This window comes from Sphingobium salicis subsp. salicis, from assembly GCF_049472635.1.
GTDB lineage: Bacteria > Pseudomonadota > Alphaproteobacteria > Sphingomonadales > Sphingomonadaceae > Sphingobium > Sphingobium yanoikuyae_A.
This window is the reverse complement of the sequence record NZ_JAYRCS010000002.1, coordinates 267,432-289,565: the sequence shown is the minus strand read 5'-3', so window position 1 is coordinate 289,565 and position 22,134 is coordinate 267,432. Positions and strand designations below refer to the sequence as shown.

General features: G+C 62.0%; 16 protein-coding genes and 1 pseudogene. 7 read left to right on the top strand and 10 right to left on the bottom strand.

All coding sequences use genetic code 11. The annotated features are described in order from the left end of the window. Positions 1-44: 44 nt before the first annotated feature. Positions 45-371: a DUF2934 domain-containing protein gene (locus tag VHN57_RS25905; RefSeq protein ID WP_202906983.1), complete on the bottom strand. Its 327-nt coding sequence runs from the start codon at positions 369-371 to the stop codon at positions 45-47. 43 nt (positions 372-414) lie between these two features. On the opposite strand from VHN57_RS25905, the gene amyA reads away from it, so the two are divergent. Next, positions 415-1,905: an alpha-amylase gene (amyA, locus tag VHN57_RS25900; protein ID WP_277788570.1), complete on the top strand. Its 1,491-nt coding sequence runs from the start codon at positions 415-417 to the stop codon at positions 1,903-1,905. Between the two features lie 775 nt (positions 1,906-2,680). After that, positions 2,681-3,187: pseudogene (locus VHN57_RS25895) on the top strand (IS110 family transposase); the annotation flags it as partial. A 66-nt stretch (positions 3,188-3,253) separates the two neighbouring features. On the opposite strand, the gene VHN57_RS25890 reads toward VHN57_RS25895, so the two are convergent. Next, a complete protein-coding gene (locus VHN57_RS25890) occupies positions 3,254-4,465 on the bottom strand; it encodes an IS256 family transposase (protein WP_099231114.1) in 1,212 nt (403 codons plus the stop codon). 95 nt (positions 4,466-4,560) lie between these two features. Between VHN57_RS25890 and VHN57_RS25885 the strand changes: the two genes are divergently transcribed. After that, on the top strand, positions 4,561-5,232 hold the full coding sequence (locus tag VHN57_RS25885; RefSeq protein WP_423286391.1) for a transposase: 672 nt from the start codon (positions 4,561-4,563) through the stop codon (positions 5,230-5,232). A 333-nt stretch (positions 5,233-5,565) separates the two neighbouring features. Here the strand turns inward: VHN57_RS25885 and VHN57_RS25880 are convergent, their stop codons facing one another. From VHN57_RS25880 to VHN57_RS25855, 6 genes are all read right to left on the bottom strand, one after another. Beyond that, positions 5,566-6,351: an IS5 family transposase gene (locus VHN57_RS25880; protein ID WP_423285053.1), complete on the bottom strand. Its 786-nt coding sequence runs from the start codon at positions 6,349-6,351 to the stop codon at positions 5,566-5,568. Between the two features lie 45 nt (positions 6,352-6,396). Then, on the bottom strand, positions 6,397-10,761 hold the full coding sequence (locus tag VHN57_RS25875; protein ID WP_423286388.1) for a beta strand repeat-containing protein: 4,365 nt from the start codon (positions 10,759-10,761) through the stop codon (positions 6,397-6,399). 311 nt (positions 10,762-11,072) lie between these two features. Then, positions 11,073-11,570: an RcnB family protein gene (locus VHN57_RS25870; RefSeq protein WP_051887092.1), complete on the bottom strand. Its 498-nt coding sequence runs from the start codon at positions 11,568-11,570 to the stop codon at positions 11,073-11,075. A 67-nt stretch (positions 11,571-11,637) separates the two neighbouring features. After that, positions 11,638-12,975 (bottom strand): ATP-binding protein, encoded by a 1,338-nt coding sequence (locus VHN57_RS25865; protein WP_069335606.1) that lies wholly within the window; start codon positions 12,973-12,975, stop codon positions 11,638-11,640. Then, positions 12,969-13,706, bottom strand: coding sequence for a response regulator (locus VHN57_RS25860; RefSeq protein WP_234791896.1), 738 nt, complete (start codon positions 13,704-13,706; stop codon positions 12,969-12,971). The genes VHN57_RS25865 and VHN57_RS25860 overlap by 7 nt, the downstream gene beginning before the upstream one ends. A 79-nt stretch (positions 13,707-13,785) precedes the next feature. Beyond that, positions 13,786-14,043, bottom strand: coding sequence for an EF-hand domain-containing protein (locus VHN57_RS25855; RefSeq protein ID WP_122129198.1), 258 nt, complete (start codon positions 14,041-14,043; stop codon positions 13,786-13,788). A gap of 224 nt (positions 14,044-14,267) precedes the next feature. Between VHN57_RS25855 and VHN57_RS25850 the strand changes: the two genes are divergently transcribed. The 4 genes from VHN57_RS25850 to VHN57_RS25835 all read left to right on the top strand — a co-directional run bounded on the left by VHN57_RS25850 (position 14,268) and on the right by VHN57_RS25835 (position 20,348). After that, positions 14,268-14,687, top strand: coding sequence for a hypothetical protein (locus VHN57_RS25850; protein ID WP_051887088.1), 420 nt, complete (start codon positions 14,268-14,270; stop codon positions 14,685-14,687). 164 nt (positions 14,688-14,851) lie between these two features. Continuing rightward, positions 14,852-15,925 (top strand): efflux RND transporter periplasmic adaptor subunit, encoded by a 1,074-nt coding sequence (locus tag VHN57_RS25845; RefSeq protein WP_051887085.1) that lies wholly within the window; start codon positions 14,852-14,854, stop codon positions 15,923-15,925. Continuing rightward, positions 15,922-19,017: an efflux RND transporter permease subunit gene (locus tag VHN57_RS25840; RefSeq protein ID WP_037523049.1), complete on the top strand. Its 3,096-nt coding sequence runs from the start codon at positions 15,922-15,924 to the stop codon at positions 19,015-19,017. Before VHN57_RS25845 ends, VHN57_RS25840 begins: the two co-directional genes overlap by 4 nt. After that, the gene (locus VHN57_RS25835; protein ID WP_051887083.1) at positions 19,014-20,348 is read left to right on the top strand and encodes a TolC family outer membrane protein; all 1,335 of its coding nucleotides are present in this window, start codon (positions 19,014-19,016) and stop codon (positions 20,346-20,348) included. The genes VHN57_RS25840 and VHN57_RS25835 overlap by 4 nt, the downstream gene beginning before the upstream one ends. A gap of 10 nt (positions 20,349-20,358) precedes the next feature. Here the strand turns inward: VHN57_RS25835 and VHN57_RS25830 are convergent, their stop codons facing one another. Both VHN57_RS25830 and VHN57_RS25825 read right to left on the bottom strand, forming a co-directional pair. After that, on the bottom strand, positions 20,359-21,177 hold the full coding sequence (locus VHN57_RS25830) for a DUF4410 domain-containing protein (protein ID WP_162182000.1): 819 nt from the start codon (positions 21,175-21,177) through the stop codon (positions 20,359-20,361). Positions 21,178-21,269: 92 nt separating this feature from the next. Then, entirely contained in the window at positions 21,270-22,115 is an 846-nt protein-coding gene (locus VHN57_RS25825) for a hypothetical protein (protein WP_037523047.1), read from the bottom strand. Positions 22,116-22,134 lie beyond the last annotated feature (19 nt).

The following is a 22,134-nucleotide window of genomic DNA, read 5'->3' as shown; positions in this document are numbered from 1 at the left end:
CGGCTCGGTCCTGTCATGGCGGGGGCGGGCGAGAACCAACGGGGTCAGACCGTCGGTTTGGGCACTTTCGGCCTGGTCAGCGCCTTTGCCGCTGCTCCTGTCGCAGCGGGAGGGGGAAGCTCGGCCAACTTGTCGACCTGCGCCACTTCCTCGGCCGCCTGACGCCAATGTTCTTCGGCAAGCCCCTCAGGATGACCCTGCGCTTCCCAGATGGCATGTGCCCGTACCCGAATGCGGTCGTCTAGATTATCCTGCACGCAGTCCTCCATCCGATACCGCAATGCGCGGCCAGCGATAAACGCGCAGGAAGCCCAATGGATGCAGCGACTGATCCAGATCAGCGAGAATTTTTGTTGCGCTGCAACCGGCATAACTTTGGCTCGTTGAGCGGCGGCCTCCGTTCAAGGATTTGCCATGGCTCCGCGCACGCTGCTTCAATTCTTTCACTGGTATTATCCCGCCGATGGCTCGCTCTGGAATGAAGTGGTCAAGGCCTCTTGCGAGCTTGCTGCAATGGGCGTGACGGATGTCTGGCTACCGCCAGCCTACAAGGGCGCATCCGGACAGCAGTCGGTGGGCTATGACAGCTACGACCTTTTCGACCTTGGCGAGTTCGACCAGAAGGGAGCGATCGCGACCCGCCATGGCGATCGGACCGGATTTGAAGGCGCGACGAAGGCCCTGCGTGACGCCGGTATCGGCGTGATCCTCGATGTTGTCTTCAATCACAAGATTGGCGCGGACGAAGTCGAGCCTGTGCGCGTACGCCGGGCCAACCCAGACGATCGCAACCAGTTCGAGGACGAGGCTTTCGAGGCTCATGCCTGGACGCGCTTCACCTTCCCGGGCCGACAGGGCCAATATTCAGAATTCGTGTGGGACAGCAGATGTTTCACCGGCGTCGATCATGTCGAGCAGCCGGACGAGGATGGCGTTTTCCGCCTGGTGAACGAATATGGCGATGGAGAATGGCATGACGAGGTCGACGGCGAGAATGGCAATTATGACTATCTGATGGGCGCCGACGTCGAGTTCCGGAATCAAGCCGTTTATGAGGAGCTGAAATATTGGGGGCGCTGGATCGCCGAGCAGGTGCCCTGCAACGGATTTCGTCTGGACGCGGCGAAGCATATACCCGCCTGGTTCTTTCGCGACTGGGTTGGCCATATGCGCGAGAGTGTCGATCCCGAGCTTTTTGTGGTCGCGGAATATTGGCACCCCGACATGGCGGCGCTTGGCCAATATCTTGAGCAAGTCGACCGGCAGCTGATGCTGTTCGATGTAGCGCTACATCACCGCTTTCGCGAGGCGTCACGCGCCGGTGGCGACTTTGACCTTCGCACCCTTTTCGACGACACGCTTGTCGCTGCGATGCCAGACCATGCCGTGACGATCGTCGGCAATCATGACACGCAGCCTTTGCAGGCACTGGAGGCGCCGGTCGAAGACTGGTTCAAGCCGCACGCCTATGCTCTGATCCTCATGCGCGAGCAGGGGACGCCCTGTCTCTTCCATCCCGACCTTTATGGCGCGCGCTACAGCGACACAGGGAGCGACGGCAAGGTGCATGACATAATGATTGCTCCTGTTGATTGTCTGCCACGGTTAGTCCAGGCGCGGCAGCGCTTCGCTCATGGCGCGCAGACGGACATTTTTGACGACCCGTACTGCCTTATAGTCGTGCGGCATGGCACTCATGAGCAAGCGGGCGCCATCCTCATTCTTACCAACCGTGACACCATGGAAAAGACGGTGGAACTGGGTCGCGATCATGCCGACGCCGCCTTTGTCGACTATCTTGGGCATTGCGACGAAGAGCGTGTCGCGGACGGGGAGGGGCGATTGACGGTGCGGGTGGCGCCGGGGTCCGTTAGCTTGTGGGTACGCAGCGACGTGCACGGCTGATCGCTCGACTGGCTGCATTCGGCTTCGCATTTCGCGGTAAGGAGCTAAATAGCGGGGACGTGGAAGCGTCGAGCCCAGCCTCATCAGACCGTCATGAGGTAAGTAGCTTCGATCTTTGAGGTCATGGTCGGAGGCGTTAACGGTGGTGATTTTGTGACCTATTGCCGAAGTTTCGGAAAGGGTAATACGTTCATCACCTATTCAGGATAACAGCCTCGCCTATGGCCGCAGTTTATCAAAGCCGGTTGCTTCGAACTTTCGCCGAAACAATTCGTCGACGATCGCTTGTTGCTCGGGGGTGAGGTTTGCAGGGTCAACGATTGCGGATCGTCCATCGACCAATTTTATCGTCTGTCATGGGCAATGCGATGGCCGCACAGCCGAGATGGTCTTGCATTCGATTAGCAGTGGTCGCGCACAGCGCTGTGCGGAGAGGTTGTCACCTGGCGTGATTATCAAGATGGCTTGTTTTGCGGCGGTAAAGTGGCTGCTTCATCAACCGGCATGCCTTTGCGTACTCGGTACATGAACGCACTCATGGAGATGCGATTGTGTCGTGCAACGAACAATGCACATCGGCCATCGGCCATTCTCAGTTCTCGGAGTTTCCTGACCATTAAATCGTTGAACTATCCGGCCGAATTTTGGGTCCAACTGAGTAGCCCCTAGACCGTATGTTCGTGCGGTGAAGTTGGCCCGCCCTCGGAGTAAGCAGGAAACGGGGGTTACGCCGGACGGGCCGGCGCCTATCCCCATGCTTAGGCGAGGGCGAACCATGCGCGAGTATAACGAACTCTTTATCGGACTCGATACATCGAAAGCGAAGATTTCGGTTGCGGTCGCGGAAAAGGAGCGGAACGGCGAAGTGCGTTTCTTTGGCGATATCTCAGCCGAACCGACATCGGTTGCATCGATGGTAGCCAAGTTGGCAAAGCGCGGGGCCACTCTTCACTTCTGTTATGAGGCTGGCCCGACCGGGTACGACCTTTATCGCCAGATCATGGGGCTGGGGCATCAGTGCCAGGTCGTTGCTCCATCCCTTATTCCCAAGCGTCCGGGCGATCGTGTGAAGACCAATCGGCGCGATGCAGTCAGCCTGGCACGGTTGCATCGCGCCGGAGAGCTGACTGCTGTTTGGGTTCCGGACGAAGCCCATGAAGCTGTGCGAGACCTTGTCCGCGCTCGTGAGTGCGCTCACGACGCGCTGAAGAAGGCACGTCAGCAACTCCAGTCATTCCTGTTGCGCCATGGTCGGATTTATCCGGGACGCTCGCCTTGGACACGAGCCCATTTTCGGTCACGTCCGTCAATGTGGTGTAATTTCGGTGCTGGCCATCGGGCTGCATTTTCAGGCGGCCTTGGGTGTAATCTGTAGCGGCTGAACCTCCTCGGTTATGGGTGTGGCAAGGGCGGCCATGCCCTCGATCTGCATGTAGCGGTGCTGGAGCTGGTATTCATCGTTCTGCTCGAGCAGGACGGCACCGACGAGGCGGATGATGCTGTCCTCGTTCGGGAAGATGCCGACAACATCGGCGCGGCGCTTCACTTCCTTGTTCAGGCGTTCCAGCGGGTTGGTGCTGTGAAGCTTGACCCGGTGCTGCTCGGGGAAGGTCATGTAGGCGAGCACGTCGTGCTCGGCATCGTCCATGCAGGCGCCGAGCTTGGGCCATCTGGCGCGCAATTGATCGGCGACCTGACGCCAGACCTGAGTTGCGGCCGCATGATCGGGCTGGAGGAAGACTTGGCGGATCGCAGCAGCAACAACCGTGTTTTGGCCCTTGGGCACGTAGGCGAGCGCGTTCCTCATGAAGTGGACGCGGCAGCGCTGCCAGGTGGCGCTGAGCACGCGGGTGATCGCTGCCTTGAGGCCCTCGTGGGCATCGGAGATGACCAGCTTCACGCCGGTCAGGCCGCGGCGGGAGAGGTCCTTGAGGAAGCTCGACCAGAAGGGCTCGGCTTCGGAAGGGCCGATGTGCAGGCCGACGATCTCGCGCTTGCCCTCAGTGTTGACGGCGACGGCGATTATCGCGGCGACACTGACGATCCGTCCCCCCTCGCGCACCTTGAGGTAGGTGGCATCTAGCCAGAGGTAGGGCCAGTCACCGGCGAGCGGGCGCTTGAGGAAGGCATGGACGCGCTCGTCGATGTCTTTGCACAGCTTTGACACGGAGGACTTGGATATCCCGGTCATGCCCATCGCCTGCACCAGCTCATCGACGCGCCGGGTGCTGACCCCGGCAATCCACGCCTCCTGGATTACTGCGACCAGCGCCTTCTCAACAGTCTTGCGCGGCTCCAGGAAGCCGGGGAAGTAGGCGCCGGTCCGCAGCTTGGGGATCTTGAGGTTGAGCGTGCCGAGCCGGGTATCGAGACTGCGGTCGCGGTAGCCATTGCGCCAGGTCGTGCGTTCGCCCGATCGTTCATGGCGGCCAGCGCCGACCAGGCCGTCGACATCGGCCTCCATAATGATCTGCAATACGCTCTCGGCGATCGTACGCAGGAAATCTCCATCTCCGGTCTTCGCCATCAGTTCGGCAAGCGGTAGTCTGTCGTCGGTCATCGGGATCAACTCCTCGGTGGGCGTGTGAAGTGTGGTAACTCCACCTTACCGATGAGCCCGGTGGCCACCGAGTTCGAAATCGCATGGGGTTGGGCATGCCCAACCCCATGCGATCACCTCAATCTACACCGGAAATTACACCACGAGCGCGGACGCTAACCCATTTTCGATGGCTGGCGGCGCAGAGTTTCACCCATCCCACCCATCACATAGTCCTCGCCGAATATATCCAGGCCATCGAGGATGCGGCCATCCGTGAAGACCGGCTGACCAAACAGGTCGCGGAAGTAGTTGCGTCCTGGTCCATGGCGCCTGTCGTGGAGGCCTATCAGGCAATGCGCGGAATTGCGTTCATCGCTGCGGTCACCTTTGTCGTGGAAATCGGCGACGTACGACGCTTCGAAACGGCGCCGCAGTTGATGGCATACCTCGGGCTTGTTCCATCTGAGAGTTCAACAGGCGAGCGGGTGAAGCGCGGCGGCATCACCAAGGCCGGCAATAGGCGAGCCCGCCGAGTGCTAATCGAAGGTGCATGGACTTATCGCTATCCCGCTCGCGTGAGCCAGACGATTCAGGCCCGATTGGACGGGCTACCACGCTCAGTCCGCGAGATTGCATGGAAAGCCCAGATCCGGCTTTGTGCACGCTATCGCAGACTGATCACTACCGGCAAGCTCAAGACCGTCGCGGTAGCGGCGATTGCGCGGGAAATGGCTGCCTTCCTCTGGGCAATCGGGCAGGAAGTCTCTCCCACTGTTCGGGCATAAAGGTTCTTCCTCGGTAAATCGCGACGAGAAAGGAGCAATACAGAACCAGCGTCATCATCTGCTTGATGTGCAAAGTTGGGAGCAGGGCCCCGGTGGGGAATCCTCGTGAAAACTAAGTGGCGGACAATAACGTCTACGCCCGACCCTAGGCAGAGGCAGCCCCAGACGAACATACGGATATGTGGTAGCCAACCCGCGCATAAGAGTATGCCAACCGTCGTCGAAAGCCCTGCTCCCTACTCTGCACATCAGCTCCACACCTTTGACTTCGTCATCTAAGGCGGAAAGGACCTCATCATGTCGAAGGCTCTTGAAATCGAACATAAGAGTTTTCTAGGTTTCGTGGACAAAGGGTATCCATTGCAGGGCTGAGACGAGATTGACGAAGCCGAGGTAGGACTCTTTGGTTTTGTCGTATCGAGTTGCGATACGCCGCCAGTTCTTGAGTTTGTTGAAGAGGCGTTCGACAAGATTGCGCCAACGGTATTTTTCGCGATCGTGTGGGATTGGATCGCGCCGATTGCTTTTGGCGGGAATGACAGCCTCAACGTCAGCATTGGCCAATTCCTCGCGGATGGCATCTGCATCGTAGCCCTTGTCCGCCAACAATGCCTCGATCTTATGAGCAATCAAACGGAACAGCGGGCCAAAGCCTTGGATATCGTGGCTCTGGCCCGGCGTCAGGACAAAGCCGAGCGGTCGGCCTTTGGCATCGCAGCGGGCGTGGAGCTTTGTGCTGAAATCCGCCTCGCGATCGGCCAAGCGCCTCGGTTTCCTGAGTCCCTTTTTTATGCCGACGGCACAATGATGTGCTCGGACCACGGTGCTGTCGATCATGTCCGCAGTGGCATCACGAGCCACCATTTCGCCCAGTGTCTCGAGCATCGCCTCGAACACCCCGGTCGTAACCCAGCGCCGGTAGCGGCGGAAAACGCTGTTCCACTTGCCATATTCATCCGGCAAGTGGCGCCATTGCGAACCTGTGCGGGCGATCCACATCATGCCTTCGAAATACAGCCGGTTGTCCTGTGCTGGACGACAGCCACGACCACGCTCAGATGGCAGTAATGTGCCGATGATCCCCCACTCGTCCTCCGTCAGCCCAATACGCTCGCCCAACGCCACCTCCAAAAGGCAGCCTTGAATCAACGCCCGATCCTGCTGTCAACCTTTGTCCACGAAACCTAGGTCGATCGACCCGATGATCGTGCCGCTGTTGCGGATGCTGTCGGCGCCATTGCCGACGGTCTGGATCGCGCCGGCAAGGTAGGGATTGCCGAGCGAAAGCGCCAACTGGTCCGTGTCGGCCAGGACGGTGCCCGCCCCGCCATGGATCGTGCCGGCATTGTCGAGTGTCAGCGCGGCGTCGCTCACCCAGATCGCCGTCGACAGGGCACCGGTCGTCTCGATCATGCCGTTCGCCGCGTTGGACACGGCCAGTGTGGCCGCATCATCGCCAAAAAGGGCGATAGCGGCGGAAGGCTGGGAATAAATGAAATCCCCATATCCCGGATAGGCATAGGTTTCCGTCACGCCGTCGCCATTGGCGCGAATGGTACCGCTATTGACGATCTGGGCGCTGTCGCCCGGGAAGCCAAGGCTAAGGCGAATTGCAACGCCTAGGGCACCGCCACTCTCGATCAGGCCACTATTGTCGATCGCATAATGGCCGCCGCTTGCGGTAAGATAATGGTAGTTGCTGACCGCGAGCGCATCGCCTCCGTCAAAGCGCAACGTCCCGCTGTTAGTGAAGCTGAAGCTTCCGGCCGTTTCTCCGGCAAAGCCCGTAAGGACCGACATGGAGCCTTCTATGAGGCCGTCATTCATGATGCCGAGATGGCCTGCTGCCGTCTCTGCGAAACCCGTATTGATGACCACATTTCCGCTGATGAGGCCATCATTGCGGAAACTGACATCGGACACACCATCGCCGAACAGCTCGACCGCGCCATAGCTCGCGCCAGTGATAGTGCCATTGTTGGTGAAGCGAAGATCGCCTTCATAGCCATATTGGACGACCGCAGCGGAATAGCTCAAGTCGGAGATGCCAATGCTGCCCTCATTATCGAAGGTAACGGTCTTGCCTGCGAAGCCGCCGTTCAACGTGCCACGATTGACGAATGTTGCCAACTTCCTGGGCAGATAGGTGGCGACCATCGGTGAGGAATAATAATAGGGAATGTCCGTCGAAATACGCCCGTCGAGCGTCGCCAGATTGACGAAGGCCCCTTCGCCGCCGATGAACAGAATATCGGTCGACTGGGCGGCGGCATCGATCGATACCGTCGCGCCAGCCTGTGCCAGCAGATAGTCGCGTTCAAACCCGATGTCCGGCCGTGCGCCCAGCTTTACCGTGGTGTCGGTTGCGAAGACGCGGCCGAACATGTCCTGCCCCGCGCCACCATCGATGGATCCGGTGACACCAAGATCGTCCCCCAACTGGAAAAGAATGTCGCTTCCTGAGCTGAAGTACAGGTTGCCCTCAATCGTACCTCCATTGGCGATATAGACGCCGGGACCGCCGAAATAATCGTCGCCGAAGCGGACATCGCCCTTGATTATGCCGGCGTTGCTGATCTGGCCGCTGTTGAGGGAAATGGCCGTGTTGCCGACACCGCCCTGAATGGTTCCGGCAGCGTCGTTCCGGATCGACGCTGCGTAGTAGAGGCTTGAGATTGCCGCGCCATTTGCACTGCGGATCAATCCGCTGTTGGTGAGTGTCGCGCCATAAACGAGATAGTCATACGCAACGGCGGTATTGCCCATGTCGATCGTGCCGCTATTGACCAGCGTATTCGCATTGATGATTCCGCGTGCGGTTCCGTCGCCACCTGTCGCTTCGCGAATGGTGCCGCTGTTGATCACGGTCGTCTTGTCATAGGCCGAATAAAAGCTGCCATTAAAAGCGTCCGCTCGGCTGATCTCGATGGTTCCGCTATTAATAATGGTACCGCCGCCAGCGATGGCCGTCAGCCGATAATATTGAGTACCCGTTGCAGTTATGGTGCCCGCATTTTCAAAGCTGTTTTCGCCGCTGACCGCTATCAGGGGCGCCCCAAAAGCAAAGGGATCGGTCATTGTCTTGGACAATGTGCCATGGCTTACCAGCGTAACCGCGTTGGCGATTGCTAGGCCCTCTGCGTCTGTGACGTAGGATGCGGTATTCAGGCGGATCAGAGGATCAGAAAGGCTGGCGGCCATGTCTGCGTTCAGATCGACGCTGCCCTGCCCGGCAAATGTCAGAGTGTCCGCGGGCATTGATGAGGCGCTCAAGGTCAGCGAACTGCCGGTTACCAGATCATAGCCCATGCGCCGGAATATGCCTGTCCTGCCGACGTCAGTCGCAAACGTCCCGTCGATGATATAACGGAGATTCTCGCTACCGTTGCCGGTGACGGTGCCGCTCACTCCGGCAAATTGACCGGGACCATCATTTACGAAGTTGGTGACAAGCGTGTCGTTATCACTTCCCAGATTCAAATCGCCGTCGAGCATGCCGCTCGGGCGAGCGACGAACATGTTGCTGCTAGGCATTCCACCGCCGCCGCTGCCGAAATCGACATCGCCGATTATCAGGCCGGCGTTGGAAAGGAGCGAGCCGCCGGAACCGGGATAGACGGAAGACTGACGAACCGCGGCCATGCCGCCGCGCACGATGGCGCCGGATTCATTGTAAAAATTGCCGCTATAGCCGAACTCCAGGGCTGTTCCGGCGGATCCGATCGTGCCGTTGTTGACCAGAGTGGCATAATAGATACGTGCGCCAACGGTTGCGCCTTCTATAAGCCCGCTATTGGTGGAACGTCCATTCAGCGCATTGCTGAAATCCACGCCTAGTCCAGCGGTGGAGCGGATCGTGCCGCTATTGGCTAGCGCAATGGTCGTGATGACAGCTGTCCCGTCGGCAAGGATATCGCCGCTATTTGCAAACGCGTCGCCACGGGTAATGCGGACCGCGCCACCGCCAATTGCCGAGATAGCGCCGGAATTGCTGAAATAGGACTCGTTATCCAGATCAACCGCGAACTGATCCGTGCTGATGAGGCGAGCACGAATTCTACCTTCATTGCTCGCCGTCAGGCCGCCGGTCGCGCCATTGTCGCTGACCAGCGCCGGACCATTGGTATCAATGAGGCCTCGGTTGATGAAGCGATTTTCCGGGTTGTAGTAATAGCGATCACCGCCACCAACGGCGATCGTGCTGGTCGACACAAAGTCCAGCCCCAATGTCAGCGTGGAACTTCCGCCCACCCATATGGCCTGTTGCTCAAAGGTCGCCGGAAGCGCCATCCCGGAATCGAGGATCGTATCTTCCAGGAAGAGGTAACGCAACGTGTCGATCCCGTCACCGGCATCCAACCGTCCCGTGACGGTACCTATGCCGGTCGCGTCGGCAATGAACACATCATCGCCCGCGCCGAGGCGAACATCGCCGTCAATCAGACCGCCGCGATTGTCGATTATGCTTCCGTTATAACGGTTGCCGGTGGCCGAAACGACATTGCCGGCTATGGTGCCAGTGTTGGTCAGATCGATGCGACCGTTCGTTGCGATCGCATCGCCCGGGCTTTCGATCCGGCCGCTGTTACTGATGGACAGATAAGACGGCGCCGTAATCGCCGCGCCCGATGCGGCGCGAATGATGCCGTTCGCGCCATTGTCGAGATAGAAGATCGTGTTGCCGGCGATGGCGGCCCCTGAACCCAGATTTTCGATCAATCCGGCATTTTCGACATAATTGCCCGGATTGAAGTTTCGATATTGGAAGATGGTGGCAGCGCTGCCGCTGGAGCGGATGATGCCGCTATTGGTGATCGTGCCTTGCCCATAATAGACGTAATAGCCGGGAAGGTCGCTGATCGCGCTGATCGCGCCACCGTCGATCAACCCTTCGTTAGCGAGCAGGCCAACCTGCGCCTGGATTGCCCCGATGACGCCCGTCTTGCTGTTATAGATGCTCTCGAACCGACCGCTGGCCGTATCATTGCCGCGTAGCGCAATGCCGCTCGTGCCGCTGATCGTTCCGCTGTTGGAGAGTGTCACCCAGGCCCAGTCCTGATGATAGCCGCCGACCGGGTTGACGGAGATGCCGATGCTGCCGCTGATGCTGCCGCCTTGTTCGACGGTGATCGCGCTTGCTGTCAGCGTTGAATAGTAGCTGTCGGTTAAACCGGCAGGCCGTCCAATCACGTAAATACCGCTATTGGCTCCCGTTACCGTGCCACGGACGATGATTTCCGATGCTGCATGGCCAAAGCTATCGGCTTGTGCGGGAAACTGGACGATGATGCTGCCGCGGCCCGGGCCGGACACCGTTGCACCAGAATCGACGACCACTTTTGCATCTTTGACACCAGCGATCAGACCATTTTCTTCCAAACCGCTGCAGGTCGTCACCATGTCGGTCACAACTGGATTAGGCACACATTGTGCCCAGGCTGGCGAGGCCGAAGCGGTCGCAACCGCAGCCACGCTGCTGCTAAGCGCCAACGTCCAGCGGCGCACCGACATTTTGTTCCGACCGACCACGTAAAACTCCCCCCCGTAATAATGTAGCGCTTATGTGGCGCCAAAATTTCATCCCCGCCAAACCGCATGAACGGTCATGTCATTGTTGTCGAGACGCAAAATTCTAGGGTGCGCCGCATGATGCCTAAGGGGCAGTGTCGCTGCTTTTCTCTCTCGATACGAGCTGACCACTGATGTGGGAGCGTCTGCTGATGGATCTTGAAAAGCCGGGCTGGCAGCAAAAAATGACAGAGGCCGGGATCGATGGGTGAGGGGCTGATAGGGTTCGGATCTGGCGATATGTATCCGGTCGCCCGCCCAAGATTAGGCCGTCACCACCCCCCGGCCACGGATTGGACGATGACGCCGGATGTCCGCGCGATCAGCACGAAATTGGTGCCCGCATAGCACCAGACATGTCCGGCCGGCGCCACGGCAAGGCCGAAGCCGGCGGGATTGAGGACCACATAGTTGCGCATCGAAACAGGCAAGGTGCCGCCCACCCGCCAGACGACGTTCACATAGCGCGGGGCCACGGGATAATAGCCAAAGCCGGGCGCGAAATAATAGCCATGGCGGGGACCATGATAATAAGCGAAGGCGGGATGGCCGCGCCACCAGCCAGGGCGTCCCCGGTCGACCACGACCGTGCGGCTTTGCACCAGCCTTGGCGCAGATATGACGGTCGTCTGACGCACGGCCTGTGCTTTGGCCGGCGTGCCCATTGCCGTGGTCATGGCGATGAAGAGCAGAAGGCCGGTGCTCGCCCGGACGGAACCGATGCGGAATTTGGGCAGGGCAATGACGGGGCGGCCGGATGGATGGAACATGATCGAACTCCATGTGATGGGAGCCCGTTATCGCGCCGTTTTGCATCAACTGATCGGGGCTTGTGTATCAATCCGTGTCGGCCCTGCGGAGCGACAATATCGCGCGAAACCCACCCTCCCGACGATTCTCCAGCATGAGGTCACCGCGATAGCGCTGGGTCAGCGCCTGCACGATCGACAGGCCCAGGCCGACGCCGCCGGTCTGCCTGGCCCGTGAACTCTCGACCCGTTCAAACGGTTCGGTCAGGCGCTGCAAGCTGCCGTGCGGTACGCCGGGGCCATCATCCTCGACCAAGATACGGATATGAGACGCGTCGCTCTCCACCCGGATGCGAGCCAGGCCACCACCATAGCGGACCGCATTATCGAGCAGGTTGGCCAGCATGCGCTGCAACGAGATGTGGGAAACATGGGCATGGAGCGGGTGCGGCAAGGGTGCGATGTCGACCAGTTGGTCGCGCTGGGACCGTTCCGCAGCGACGAGCGCCAATTCGGCGCGAACATCACAGACCGCCATGTCCAGATCGGTCGCGGCGGACTCGCGCGCGAAGGTCAGGGTGTCGCTCAGCAGGGCACGCATTTCCTCGATATCCTGTTGCGCCAGCAGGCGCTGATCCTCATCCTCGATAAACTCGCTGCGCAGATCCATCCGGGTCAGATAGGTGCGATAATCATGAGCGATGGCGGCGAGCATGCGGGTTCGCTCATCGAGCAGCGCGCGCAGGTGCTGGCGCAACTGGCTGAAGCTTTCGCCCAGTTCGATGATTTCCCGTGGTCCTCCCGGCTTCAACTGGTCGAGCCGGTCGTCGCGCACTGCGCGGGCAAGTCGCTCGACCGGGCGCGTGGTCTGCGAGGCGAGCCAGAGGATGACGATGATGTCGACGATCGCCACAGTGAGCAGGAAGAGCATCAGATTGCTGACGATCTTGGTGAGGGGCGCGGCGACCATCTGCTCGACCCGGATGGCGTTGCCCTCCGCCAATGCGACCGATACCCGCACCGGGCTCAGGGTGACGGCTGGCCACATGTCGATATTGGCGGGGCCGATATCGCCCTGTGTCTCGATCCTGAAGGGGCGGCCGCCCAGGGCCTGCCGGTAGCGGGCCAGGGTCGTCGGGGTGGCCGATGCCGGATTTTCAGCTGGCAGCGCCTTGAGCAGGGTGACGCGCAGGGTCGCATCGGAAAAGGCGCGGACAAGGTCGGCATGGGTGTTGGGCGGCGTCCGCTCGAAGGCCGTTACAATGAGGGCAACCTTCTCCGGAACGGGAACCCGGTAAAGCGGTGCGATCTTGCGCATGTCCGTCTGCTGCAGGAACAGAAGGGTCACCGCGATCATCGCCAGAAGATGCAACAGGACGATCAGTCCGATGCGGTCCCGCAGACGCAGCGGACGCAATTTCAGCATCGCGTCACCGCCGGCGCGAACAGATAGCCATCGCCGCGTACCGTGCGGATCATCGCCGGCTCGCGTGGATCATCGCCCAGTTTGCGTCGCAACCGGCTCATCTGCACATCAATGACGCGATCGACCGGGCTGGCATGGCCGCCACGCGTCCAGTCGATCAGCAACTCGCGCGAGAGGATGCGTCGGGGATGGAGAACGAGCGCATGCAGCAGGTCGAATTCGCTTGTCGTAAGGCCGACCGGTTCGCCTGCCGGGTTGGTGAGGTCGCGGGCGCCCAGGCGCAGCAACCAGCCTTCGAAGCGGAAATTGTCGCCGCTTTCTTCGGCAGAGGCGGTCGCGATGTCGCGGGTGCGCCGGATGATCGAGCGTAGCCGTGCCAGCAATTCGCGCTTGTTGAACGGCTTGGCCAGATAGTCGTCCGCGCCGATCTCCAGGCCGATGATCCGGTCGATCGGATCATCCTTGGCAGTGACGATCAGGATCGGCAGGCGCGGCCAGCGCGCGCGCAGACGCTGGCATATCTCCAGCCCGTCCTCGCCCGGCAGCATCAGGTCGAGGATCAGGCAATCGAGCCGTTCCAGGACGCCGTCCGCCTCCAGTCCGGCCGAGCCTTCAAAGGCCAGCACGTCGAAGCCCTCGCGGGTCAGCAACAGCTTTACCAGGTCGCGGATGCCGGGGTCATCCTCGACGATCGCGACCATGCCATTGGACGCCTGGGGCGGGGCCATCATCTCGTTCCTTTCGTCATCAGCATATGGCTGCGATCAGGGCGTCCCCGGAAACAGCCACACTGCGGCCGGGGACGATCGATCACTTGCCATATTTTGCAGCGGCAGCGCGCAATTCTTCCGGGGTCAGTTTACCGTCCCGGTCGGCGTCGATCATCGAGAAGCCACGCTCGCGGCGGCCGGCGGCCTTCCATTCTTCCAGCGACAGGGCGCCATCCTGATTTGTATCCGCCTTGGCAAAAATGTCCCTGGCCCTGGCGGACGCATCCTGCGCCATGGCGGTCGGGCCCTGGGTTGCGGCCAGGGCCACCAGCGTCAGGGCGATCGTCGGATATTTCATGTCATTCTCCTTGGTCAGGCCCGAAATGAGCATGGATCATATAGCGGTCCCACAGGCGCCATGTCCGATGGCTGGATGAAGACAAGTTACAGTTTGTAACAGCGGCGCGCGAAGCGGTGGCTGCTGCAAATATTCGATACATTCTGCGGCAAGGCGGTTCATCCGGATGCCCGACATGTTCCTTCCCGCACGGCTCTCGCTGATGCGGAGAAGGAGAATGCACCATGAACAAGCGCCAATTCGCCATTGCCTTCCTTTCGACGCTGGCTGCCGCCGGCACGATATCGACGGCCGAAGCCCGCAGCCGATCTTTCCAGCACAGCCATAGCCGGAGCGTTCAGGGACCAAACGGGCGCGGATTCCATCATGACTATGCGGCCTCGCGCGGTGGCGGGCAGGCCGCCATGAGCCGGAATATCCAGACCAATGACGGACGCGGCCTCAGCAGCCAGCGCGGATATCAGGTGCAGGATGGCCAGTTCCACGGTGCGACCAGCCATGTGACCAACAGCGGCAAGAGTTGGGGACGGTCGACCAGCGCCGTTGCCAACGGCGATGGCACCGCAACCTATCAGCGCGACATCACTGGCCCCAATGGCGGTTCGGCCTCCCGCTCGGGCACTATAGGCGGCGGACCGCGCTGAACATGCTGAACCATGGCGCATCCCGTTCAGCATCGATGCGCCATGGTTCAGGCGGGCTGTTACATGATGTTACATAGCCCCCATCGAGCTGTTGCAGATCGCCTCCATTTCCAAGCCCTTGCACGAACCGGCCTGCTTTTGCGGCCTTTCTCCACGGGGATGGAATGGCACGTTTTGCCCATGTCGCACCGATCGCGGTGCTGTTGCTCGCCGCCTGCCACACGGAGCCCCCCGCCAGGGATGAACGGCGCGCGGTGACGGTCCAGCGCGTCGGCGCCGGTCACGCAAGCGAGGCCAGTTATGCCGGGGAAATCCGGTCCGCCTTCGAAAGCCAGATCGGCTTCGAGGTGGCGGGCCGCATCGTAGAGCGCAGCGTCGATCCGGGCAGCCATGTCCGCGCAGGCCAGATGCTGCTGCGGCTGGACAATGCCGATTATGCGCGCGCGCTGGACAGCGCCGTGGCGCAAAGCGGTTCGGCCCGGACCGCCGCGGCAGTGCAGCAGGCCGACTTGGCACGATCGCGCACCTTGTTGCAGCAAGGCTTCATCTCGCCAGCGGAATTCGATCAGCAAAAGGCCGCAGCAGTCCAGGCGCAGGCGCAGTTGCGGGCTGCGGCCGCCCAGCGCGGTACGGCATCCGCCCAATTGGGGCGCACGCTTCTGTCGGCGCCGCGCTCGGGCGTGATCACGCAGATTCAGGCCGAGGTCGGTCAGGTAGTGGGCGCCGGGCAGGCGGTGGTCACGCTCGCCGATCCCGCGCACCCGGAAATCGCCGTGGCACTGCCCGAAGGCAGTCTGGAGCGCATCAGGGGGGCGTCGCGCTTCAGCGTCACCCTGTGGAGCAGCCCCGACCGGCGTTACCCGGCGACATTGCGCAGCATCGCCGGCGCAGCCGATCCGACGACACGCACATTCGCGGCCCGCTTTGCCATTGCCGCTCCAAACCAAGCGCTACGGATGGGAGAGACCGCCGAATTGCGGGTTGAAGATCCAACGGCAAAGGCCGCCGTCCGGGTGCCGCTGACGGCCGTGCTACAGGCAAATGAGCAGGCACAGGTCTGGATTCTGGATCGGCGGACGATGACGGTGCAACCGCGCGCCGTGCAGATCGCAAGCGCCCAGGGCGACATGCTGACCATCCTATCGGGGCTGAGGCCCGGCGAGACGATCGTCACCGCCGGCATCCATCTGCTGCGCGCGGGCGAGACGGTGCGCGTCGTTCAGGTGCCGCAATCATGAGTGCGGACCAGAAGGGCATGAACCTGTCGCGCTGGGCGTTGTCGCATCAGCAGATGGTCGGCTTCATGCTGGTGCTGGCGGCGGTCGCGGGCCTGTTTTCCTACATGGCATTGGGCCGCAAGGAAGATCCCGAATTCACCGTCAAGACGATGATGATCAGCGTCGGCTGGCCCGGTGCCACCGCCGAACAGATGTCGGAGCAGGTCATCAAGCCGATCGAGACGGTGCTGACCGAAAATATCCCCGAGATCGACTATGTGAAGAGCAAGGCCAGGCCGGGTCAGGCGACGCTGAACGTGACGCTGATCTCGACCGCCAGGAGCAGCGCGGTTCCCGGCATCTGGTACACGGTCCGCAAGACCGTGACCGACCATCGCGGCGATTTGCCCGACGCTGTGATCGGGCCGTCCTTCAACGACGAGTTCGGGACCACCTATGGCAATATCTATGCGATCACCGGCGACGGTTTTTCCTATCCGGTGCTCAAACGCTATGCCGAGACCCTGCGCGACCGCATCCAGATGCTGCCCGATGTCGCCAAGACACAGATCATCGGTGCGCAGGATGAAGCCATTTATGTGACCTATGACAGCGCCCGGCTCGCCATGTCGGGCATTTCCGCGCAGGCGATAGCCGACGCGCTCGACACGACCAATGGCATTGCCGCATCCGGCATCGTGGAGGCCGGCGCCGAACGGGTGCGGATGCAGGTGACGGGCGCCTTCGGATCGGTCGAGGCGATCGGCGCAACACCGATCGTCGCCAATGGCAAGCGCATCCGGCTCGACGCGATCGCGACGGTCGAGCGCAGGCCGGTCGACCCCGCCACCTTCAAGATGCGTTTTGGCGCTCGGGATGCGGTGGGTGTCGGCATCAGCCTGCGATCGGACGGCGATGTCGCCCGCCTGGGAGGCGATCTCAAGCATGTCGTCGCCACTCTCCAGTCCGAGATGCCGGTCGGCGTCGAGATTCACACGGTGTCCGACCAGACCCATGTGGTGGACGAATCGGTCGGTGAATTCACGACCTCGCTGGTCGAGGCGATCGTCATCGTGCTGGCCGTCAACTTCCTGTCGCTGGGCTGGCGTCCCGGCATTGTCGTCGCCCTGTGCATCCCGCTGGTGCTGGCAATGACCTTTGTCTCGATGCTCTATCTGAACATCGACCTGCAGCGCATCTCGCTCGGCGCGCTGATCATTGCGTTGGGCCTGCTGGTCGACGATGCGATCATCGTGGTCGAGGCGGTTGTGACCCATTTGGAGGCGGGATGGACCCGCACCAGAGCTGCGATCAGCGCCTATGGCGTGACAGCCGTGCCAATGCTGGTCGGCACGCTGATTACCGTTGCGGGCTTCCTGCCGATCGCCATGTCCAAGGCGACGGCCAGCGAATATGTGATCTCGCTGTTCCAGGTGATCGCCATCTCGCTGATCCTTTCATGGATCGTCGCGGTCATCTTCACGCCCTTCATCGCCTATTATCTGCTGCCGCAGCGGGCCGATGCGCGCGACGATGCGGGTGAGCCCGACGAGCAATATGAGGGCCGTTTCTACGGCTGGTTCCGGCGACTGCTCGACCGATGCCTGGAACGGCGCAAGACGGTGGTGGGTCTGGCGCTGACCATGTTCATCGCGTCGATGCTGCTGTTCCAGATCGGCGTGCCGCGCCAGTTCTTTCCCGCGTCCGACCGGCCCGAACTGGTGGTCGACCTGCAATTGTCGCAAAATGCCAGCTTCGCCCAGACCCAGGCCGTGGCGGCGCGGATGGAGAGGCTGCTGGCGACCGACAAGCGGATATTGTCCGTCACATCCTATGTCGGGGGTGGATCGCCGCGCTTCTACCTCCCCCTCAACGTCCAGACACCGGACATCACGCTGGCCGAACTGGTCCTGCAGACGCGGGATGAAGAGGCGCGCGAAGCGGTGATCGGCCATATTCAGGGCCTGTTCGCCACCCATTTCCCAGAGGCGCGGGGGCGGGTCAGCCGTCTGGAAAATGGCCCATCCGTCGGTCAGCCTTTGCAATATCGCGTGGCGGGACCGGCACTGGCGCAGATTATTCCCGTGGCGGACAAGCTGGAGGCCCTGATCCGGGCGGACAGCCATGCGCGCGACGTGAACAGTGATCGGGGCGAACCGTTGAAGGCCATCCGCGTCGATCTGGACCAGGACAAGGTCCGGGCATTGGGCCTGTCGACACAGGCGGTCCAGCAATCGTTGCAGACGGCGATCGGCGGTGCAGGGACGACCAGCTTCCGCGATCGCGACCTGGCGCTGGACGTGGTTCTTCGCCTGAATGAAGCCAAGCGCACGGATCTTGGCCGGATCGCCAATCTGCCGATCCAGACGCCCAATGGTGCCGTTCCGCTGTCGCAGCTCGGCCATGTGTCCGCGGGCAGCGAGCCTGCTGTCCTCTACCAGCGCAATCGGCAGCCCACGATCACCATCGCCGCCGATGTCGAGGGCGAGCAGGCGAGCGACCTCGCAAAGCGGATAGAGCCGCAGATCGCCGCGATGCGCCGCGCGCTTCCGCCCGGCGCATCGATCGTCAAGGGCGGATCGGACGAGCAGAGCAGCATCAACCAGAAGGCGACACTGGCGGCAGTGCCATTCGCCATCTTCGTGATCGTCATCCTGCTGATGCTCCAGTTGCAGAATGTGAAGCGCATGCTGGTCGTGCTGGCGACCGGGCCACTGGCGCTGATCGGCGTAGCCCTGATCATGGCGCTGTTCCGCATTCCCTTTGGCTTCGTCGCGATGCTGGGGTCGCTAGCGCTGTTCGGCATGGTGCTGCGCAACTCGGTCATCCTGATCGCGCAGATCGACACGCTGTCGGCGCATGGTCTGCCGATGCGGCAAGCCGTGCGCGAGGCGGCCGTCCATCGGCTGCGACCGATCATGTTGACGGCGCTGGCCGCCATCCTGGCCATGATCCCGCTAACCCGGTCAACCTTCTGGGGGCCGATGGCCTGGGCGATCATGGGCGGCCTGATGGTCGCCACCATCCTGACCCTCATCGTCCTGCCTGCACTTTACGAACTGGTCTTCGATCGACCGCAGCGCTGTGCCGGCAACCCGGAGATTTCCGCATGAAGCATCTTCTTTTCCTCGGGGCCGCGATCATGGTCGTGCCGTCGGCCCATGCGACCGACCTTGTCGACGCATGGCAGGCCGCCGCCACCCACGACCCTGATTATCTGGCGGCCCAGGCCCAACGCGATGCAGGGGGCGAGTCGGCCGTGCAGGCGCGGGCACTCAAGCGTCCGAGCGTCCAGTTCCAGGGCGGCTATCAATATAATGTCACCGAAACAAACGCCCGCCTGCCGGAGGATCTGGAGCCGGTCTTCACCGGCAGCCGGTCCGGTGGTCGTGCCAGCATTGCGGTGCAGGCCGTCCAGCCCCTCTATGATGCCTCGAAACAGGCTCAGGCGGTTCAGCTGCGCGAAAAGGCGGCTGGCGCCGATGTGCAATTTGCAGCCGAACAGCAGCAGTTGATCCTTCGCGTTGGTCAGGCTTATTTCAAGCTGCTGGCAGCGCAGGACAGGCTTGCCTCCTATCAGGCCCAGGTCGCTGCATCCGAACAGCAACGGCGCGGCGCACAGGCGCGTTTCGATGCCGGCCGGGCGCGCATAACCGACGTCCGCGAGGCGGAAGCGCGGCGCGATGCAAGCGAAGCGCAGCGCATCGGCGCGGAAGCCGACCTCGCCTATGCGCGCGCCGATTTCGCGGAGCTGACCGGCCTGCCGACGGAAGGTCTGGAGCGGCCGGCTGACGGGTTCCAGGCGCCTCCGCCGCCTGCCGGGCTGGAGGAATGTATCGAGCAGGCGGAACGCCGATCACCGCTGGTCCAAGCGGCGGTGCATCAGGCCAGGGCGGCGGGCGCCGAGATCGACCGCTACGGTCTTGCCGGGCGCCCCGTGGTCGAAGGCGTTGCAGGCTATCAGGGGCAATATCGCCTGGGTGGCGACAGTGGCAATGGCATCGTGCCTGACCGTCTCCAATCGGCATCGGCGGGGCTGCGTATAACCATCCCGCTTTATGCCGGCGGCGCGATCGCGTCGAAGGAACGGGAGGCCCGCGCCAACGCCAGCAAGGCCGCGCACGATCTGGATGGCGCCCGGCGCGATGCGCGGCTGCAGGCGCAGCAGGCCTGGTATGGGGTATCGACTGGCGCGCGTCGGGTCGCGGCGCTGGATACCGCGCAGCGCTCGGCTGGCCTGCAGCAGGTGGCTTCCAATACCGGTCGCGAAGTCGGTATCCGGACCCAGGACGATGTGCTCAATGCGCAGGCCCAGAGCTTTTCCACGGATCGTGACCGGCGGCAGGCAATCTATGATTATCTGACGGCCCGGCTCCAATTGGCCGCAGCGACCGGCGACCTGAACAGCGAGGCGCTGGCCGGCGTCAACGCCATGCTGCAATGAGCGCCGGCCGCTATTCAGGCGTTGGCCGGGCTGATCGATGGGGCGGGACTGGCGATATTACGGCCGGCGCCTGCGTCGATCGCCATGGCGACCATGATGGTGAACGATCGGGCTGCATGGCCAAATGCCCTGCCGAGCGCCGCGCTACATTCATGGACGAGTGCATGCTCCCGCCCCTCGACGAGGTCGAGCAGCCGCCACTCATCCTCCGACAGGATGATGCCTTTCGGGGAGCATTATGTCGTGTTCCGTTCTGGTCGGACGGCCAGGTCCAGCCGGATGCGCGGTAAAGGAGACGGGTTTGCTTGATGATGGCGGCAGCCGATCGCTTCGCGCCCCTGTCCAGGCCACTGCGGCTTTCCATCAGCAGGCCGAGGCCGCCGCCGATGGCGAGGCGTGACAATTCACCGGTCGCCATCGCCACGCCACCCGGCAGGATCACGCCAGGTTTGCGCCCGTCCTTGGCGGAAGCGGAAAAGGTCATGGCGGCGCCCGCCTGTCCCGCAACTTCGAATGAGGCCTTGGTCAGTAGCGCGGACCGGCCTGCGCCGAAGCCGATCAGCAAACGTTCGGCCTGACTGCCGCGATCGGCGCGAATGATCCGGACCCGGATCATCGCGTCACCGGCAGAGGGCGCGCCGCTACTGGCAACAGACGCGAAAAGCCCCGCATCGCGATAGGCCTCGACCAGACAGGCCTGCAGCCTGAGGGCTGCTTTCGCCGCATCGGGATCGGCCTGTATATCCTGCGCCAGCGCAACATGAACGGCCAAGGCGCCAGGCGCTGGGCGCTGATGCGCGGCGGTCATGCGGATGTCGCGAACGGCCACGCTTGCGCATCCCGAGAGCAGGAACAATATCCCGCCCAGCGCTAGCCGAGGGCGTAGGCCGCTGGTCGAATGCCGCGTTGAAATCAGGCGCGTCATCGGCCGCCTCGGTCCGTTGGCATGTCCGTGGCAGGTGCGGACTGGGGGGCGATCACGTCGGCCCTTGTGGTTGCGGGAAGATCGGCCGCCGGCGCCATGCCGGCCTGGGCCAGGTAAAAACCGAACAGATAGGGCCTGCCATCGAAGCGGATGCTGACCCGGATGTCGGCCGGGCCGGCGGCCCGATGCCCCAGCGGCAGGATCACCATGCCGCCAAAGCTGCTGTCGGGGTCAATCGTGGTCGTCTGCAACACCTGTGTGCCCAGTTGCGCCAGCGTATAGTCCAGCTTCCGATCGATGCCTTTGATCACCATGGCGCCACCGGCGACCGCCGCCGTCGCACCGATCACGCCCGGCATATCATCATGCCAGTGGATCGCCTGTGTATAGCTGCCCCGTGGTCCGCGAACATGGCGATAATAGGTGCCTTCGTTCGACGCCGTCGACGCGACACCCGCCAGGACGCCGGCGAACAGCGCCGTTCCGATCTTGGCATTGCGGGCCTTGCGCTCTGCCTCCTCCGCCAGTTGCGCATGGCTGGGCAGCGGGACGGGAATGCCGTTCACCGTCGCGCTGATATTCTCGATACCCAGATTGGCCGGACCTGGACCATGGTTGAAGACGGCCAGGGAGAAGGCGACCTGGCCCTTCTCGACCGGCAGGGGACGAATTTCAACGGTAGCGGTCGGCGATCGAAGCGAGATGGTTGCGCTGCCATGATCATAGCGGGCGGTTTCAGCACCGAGATGTCGCGGATAAAGGACCAGGGGTGGGGTAGCGCCTGCCATGGCTGGAACGCCGGCGAGCAGCATCGCCGCCGCTGCAAGAGGGCGATAGGGCATGATGGGGCCTTTCAGGAAA

What these genes read in the sequence shown, in the direction of transcription:
- VHN57_RS25905 (WP_202906983.1), bottom strand. Translation starts at nt 371, where the DNA reads ATGCCGGTTGCAGCGCAACAAAAATTCTCGCTGATCTGGATCAGTCGC.
- amyA (WP_277788570.1), top strand. Translation starts at nt 415, where the DNA reads ATGGCTCCGCGCACGCTGCTTCAATTCTTTCACTGGTATTATCCCGCC.
- VHN57_RS25890 (WP_099231114.1), bottom strand. Translation starts at nt 4,465, where the DNA reads ATGACCGACGACAGACTACCGCTTGCCGAACTGATGGCGAAGACCGGA.
- VHN57_RS25885 (WP_423286391.1), top strand. Translation starts at nt 4,561, where the DNA reads ATGCCCAACCCCATGCGATCACCTCAATCTACACCGGAAATTACACCA.
- VHN57_RS25870 (WP_051887092.1), bottom strand. Translation starts at nt 11,570, where the DNA reads ATGTTCCATCCATCCGGCCGCCCCGTCATTGCCCTGCCCAAATTCCGC.
- VHN57_RS25865 (WP_069335606.1), bottom strand. Translation starts at nt 12,975, where the DNA reads ATGCTGAAATTGCGTCCGCTGCGTCTGCGGGACCGCATCGGACTGATC.
- VHN57_RS25860 (WP_234791896.1), bottom strand. Translation starts at nt 13,706, where the DNA reads ATGATGGCCCCGCCCCAGGCGTCCAATGGCATGGTCGCGATCGTCGAG.
- VHN57_RS25855 (WP_122129198.1), bottom strand. Translation starts at nt 14,043, where the DNA reads ATGAAATATCCGACGATCGCCCTGACGCTGGTGGCCCTGGCCGCAACC.
- VHN57_RS25850 (WP_051887088.1), top strand. Translation starts at nt 14,268, where the DNA reads ATGAACAAGCGCCAATTCGCCATTGCCTTCCTTTCGACGCTGGCTGCC.
- VHN57_RS25845 (WP_051887085.1), top strand. Translation starts at nt 14,852, where the DNA reads ATGGCACGTTTTGCCCATGTCGCACCGATCGCGGTGCTGTTGCTCGCC.
- VHN57_RS25840 (WP_037523049.1), top strand. Translation starts at nt 15,922, where the DNA reads ATGAGTGCGGACCAGAAGGGCATGAACCTGTCGCGCTGGGCGTTGTCG.
- VHN57_RS25835 (WP_051887083.1), top strand. Translation starts at nt 19,014, where the DNA reads ATGAAGCATCTTCTTTTCCTCGGGGCCGCGATCATGGTCGTGCCGTCG.
- VHN57_RS25825 (WP_037523047.1), bottom strand. Translation starts at nt 22,115, where the DNA reads ATGCCCTATCGCCCTCTTGCAGCGGCGGCGATGCTGCTCGCCGGCGTT.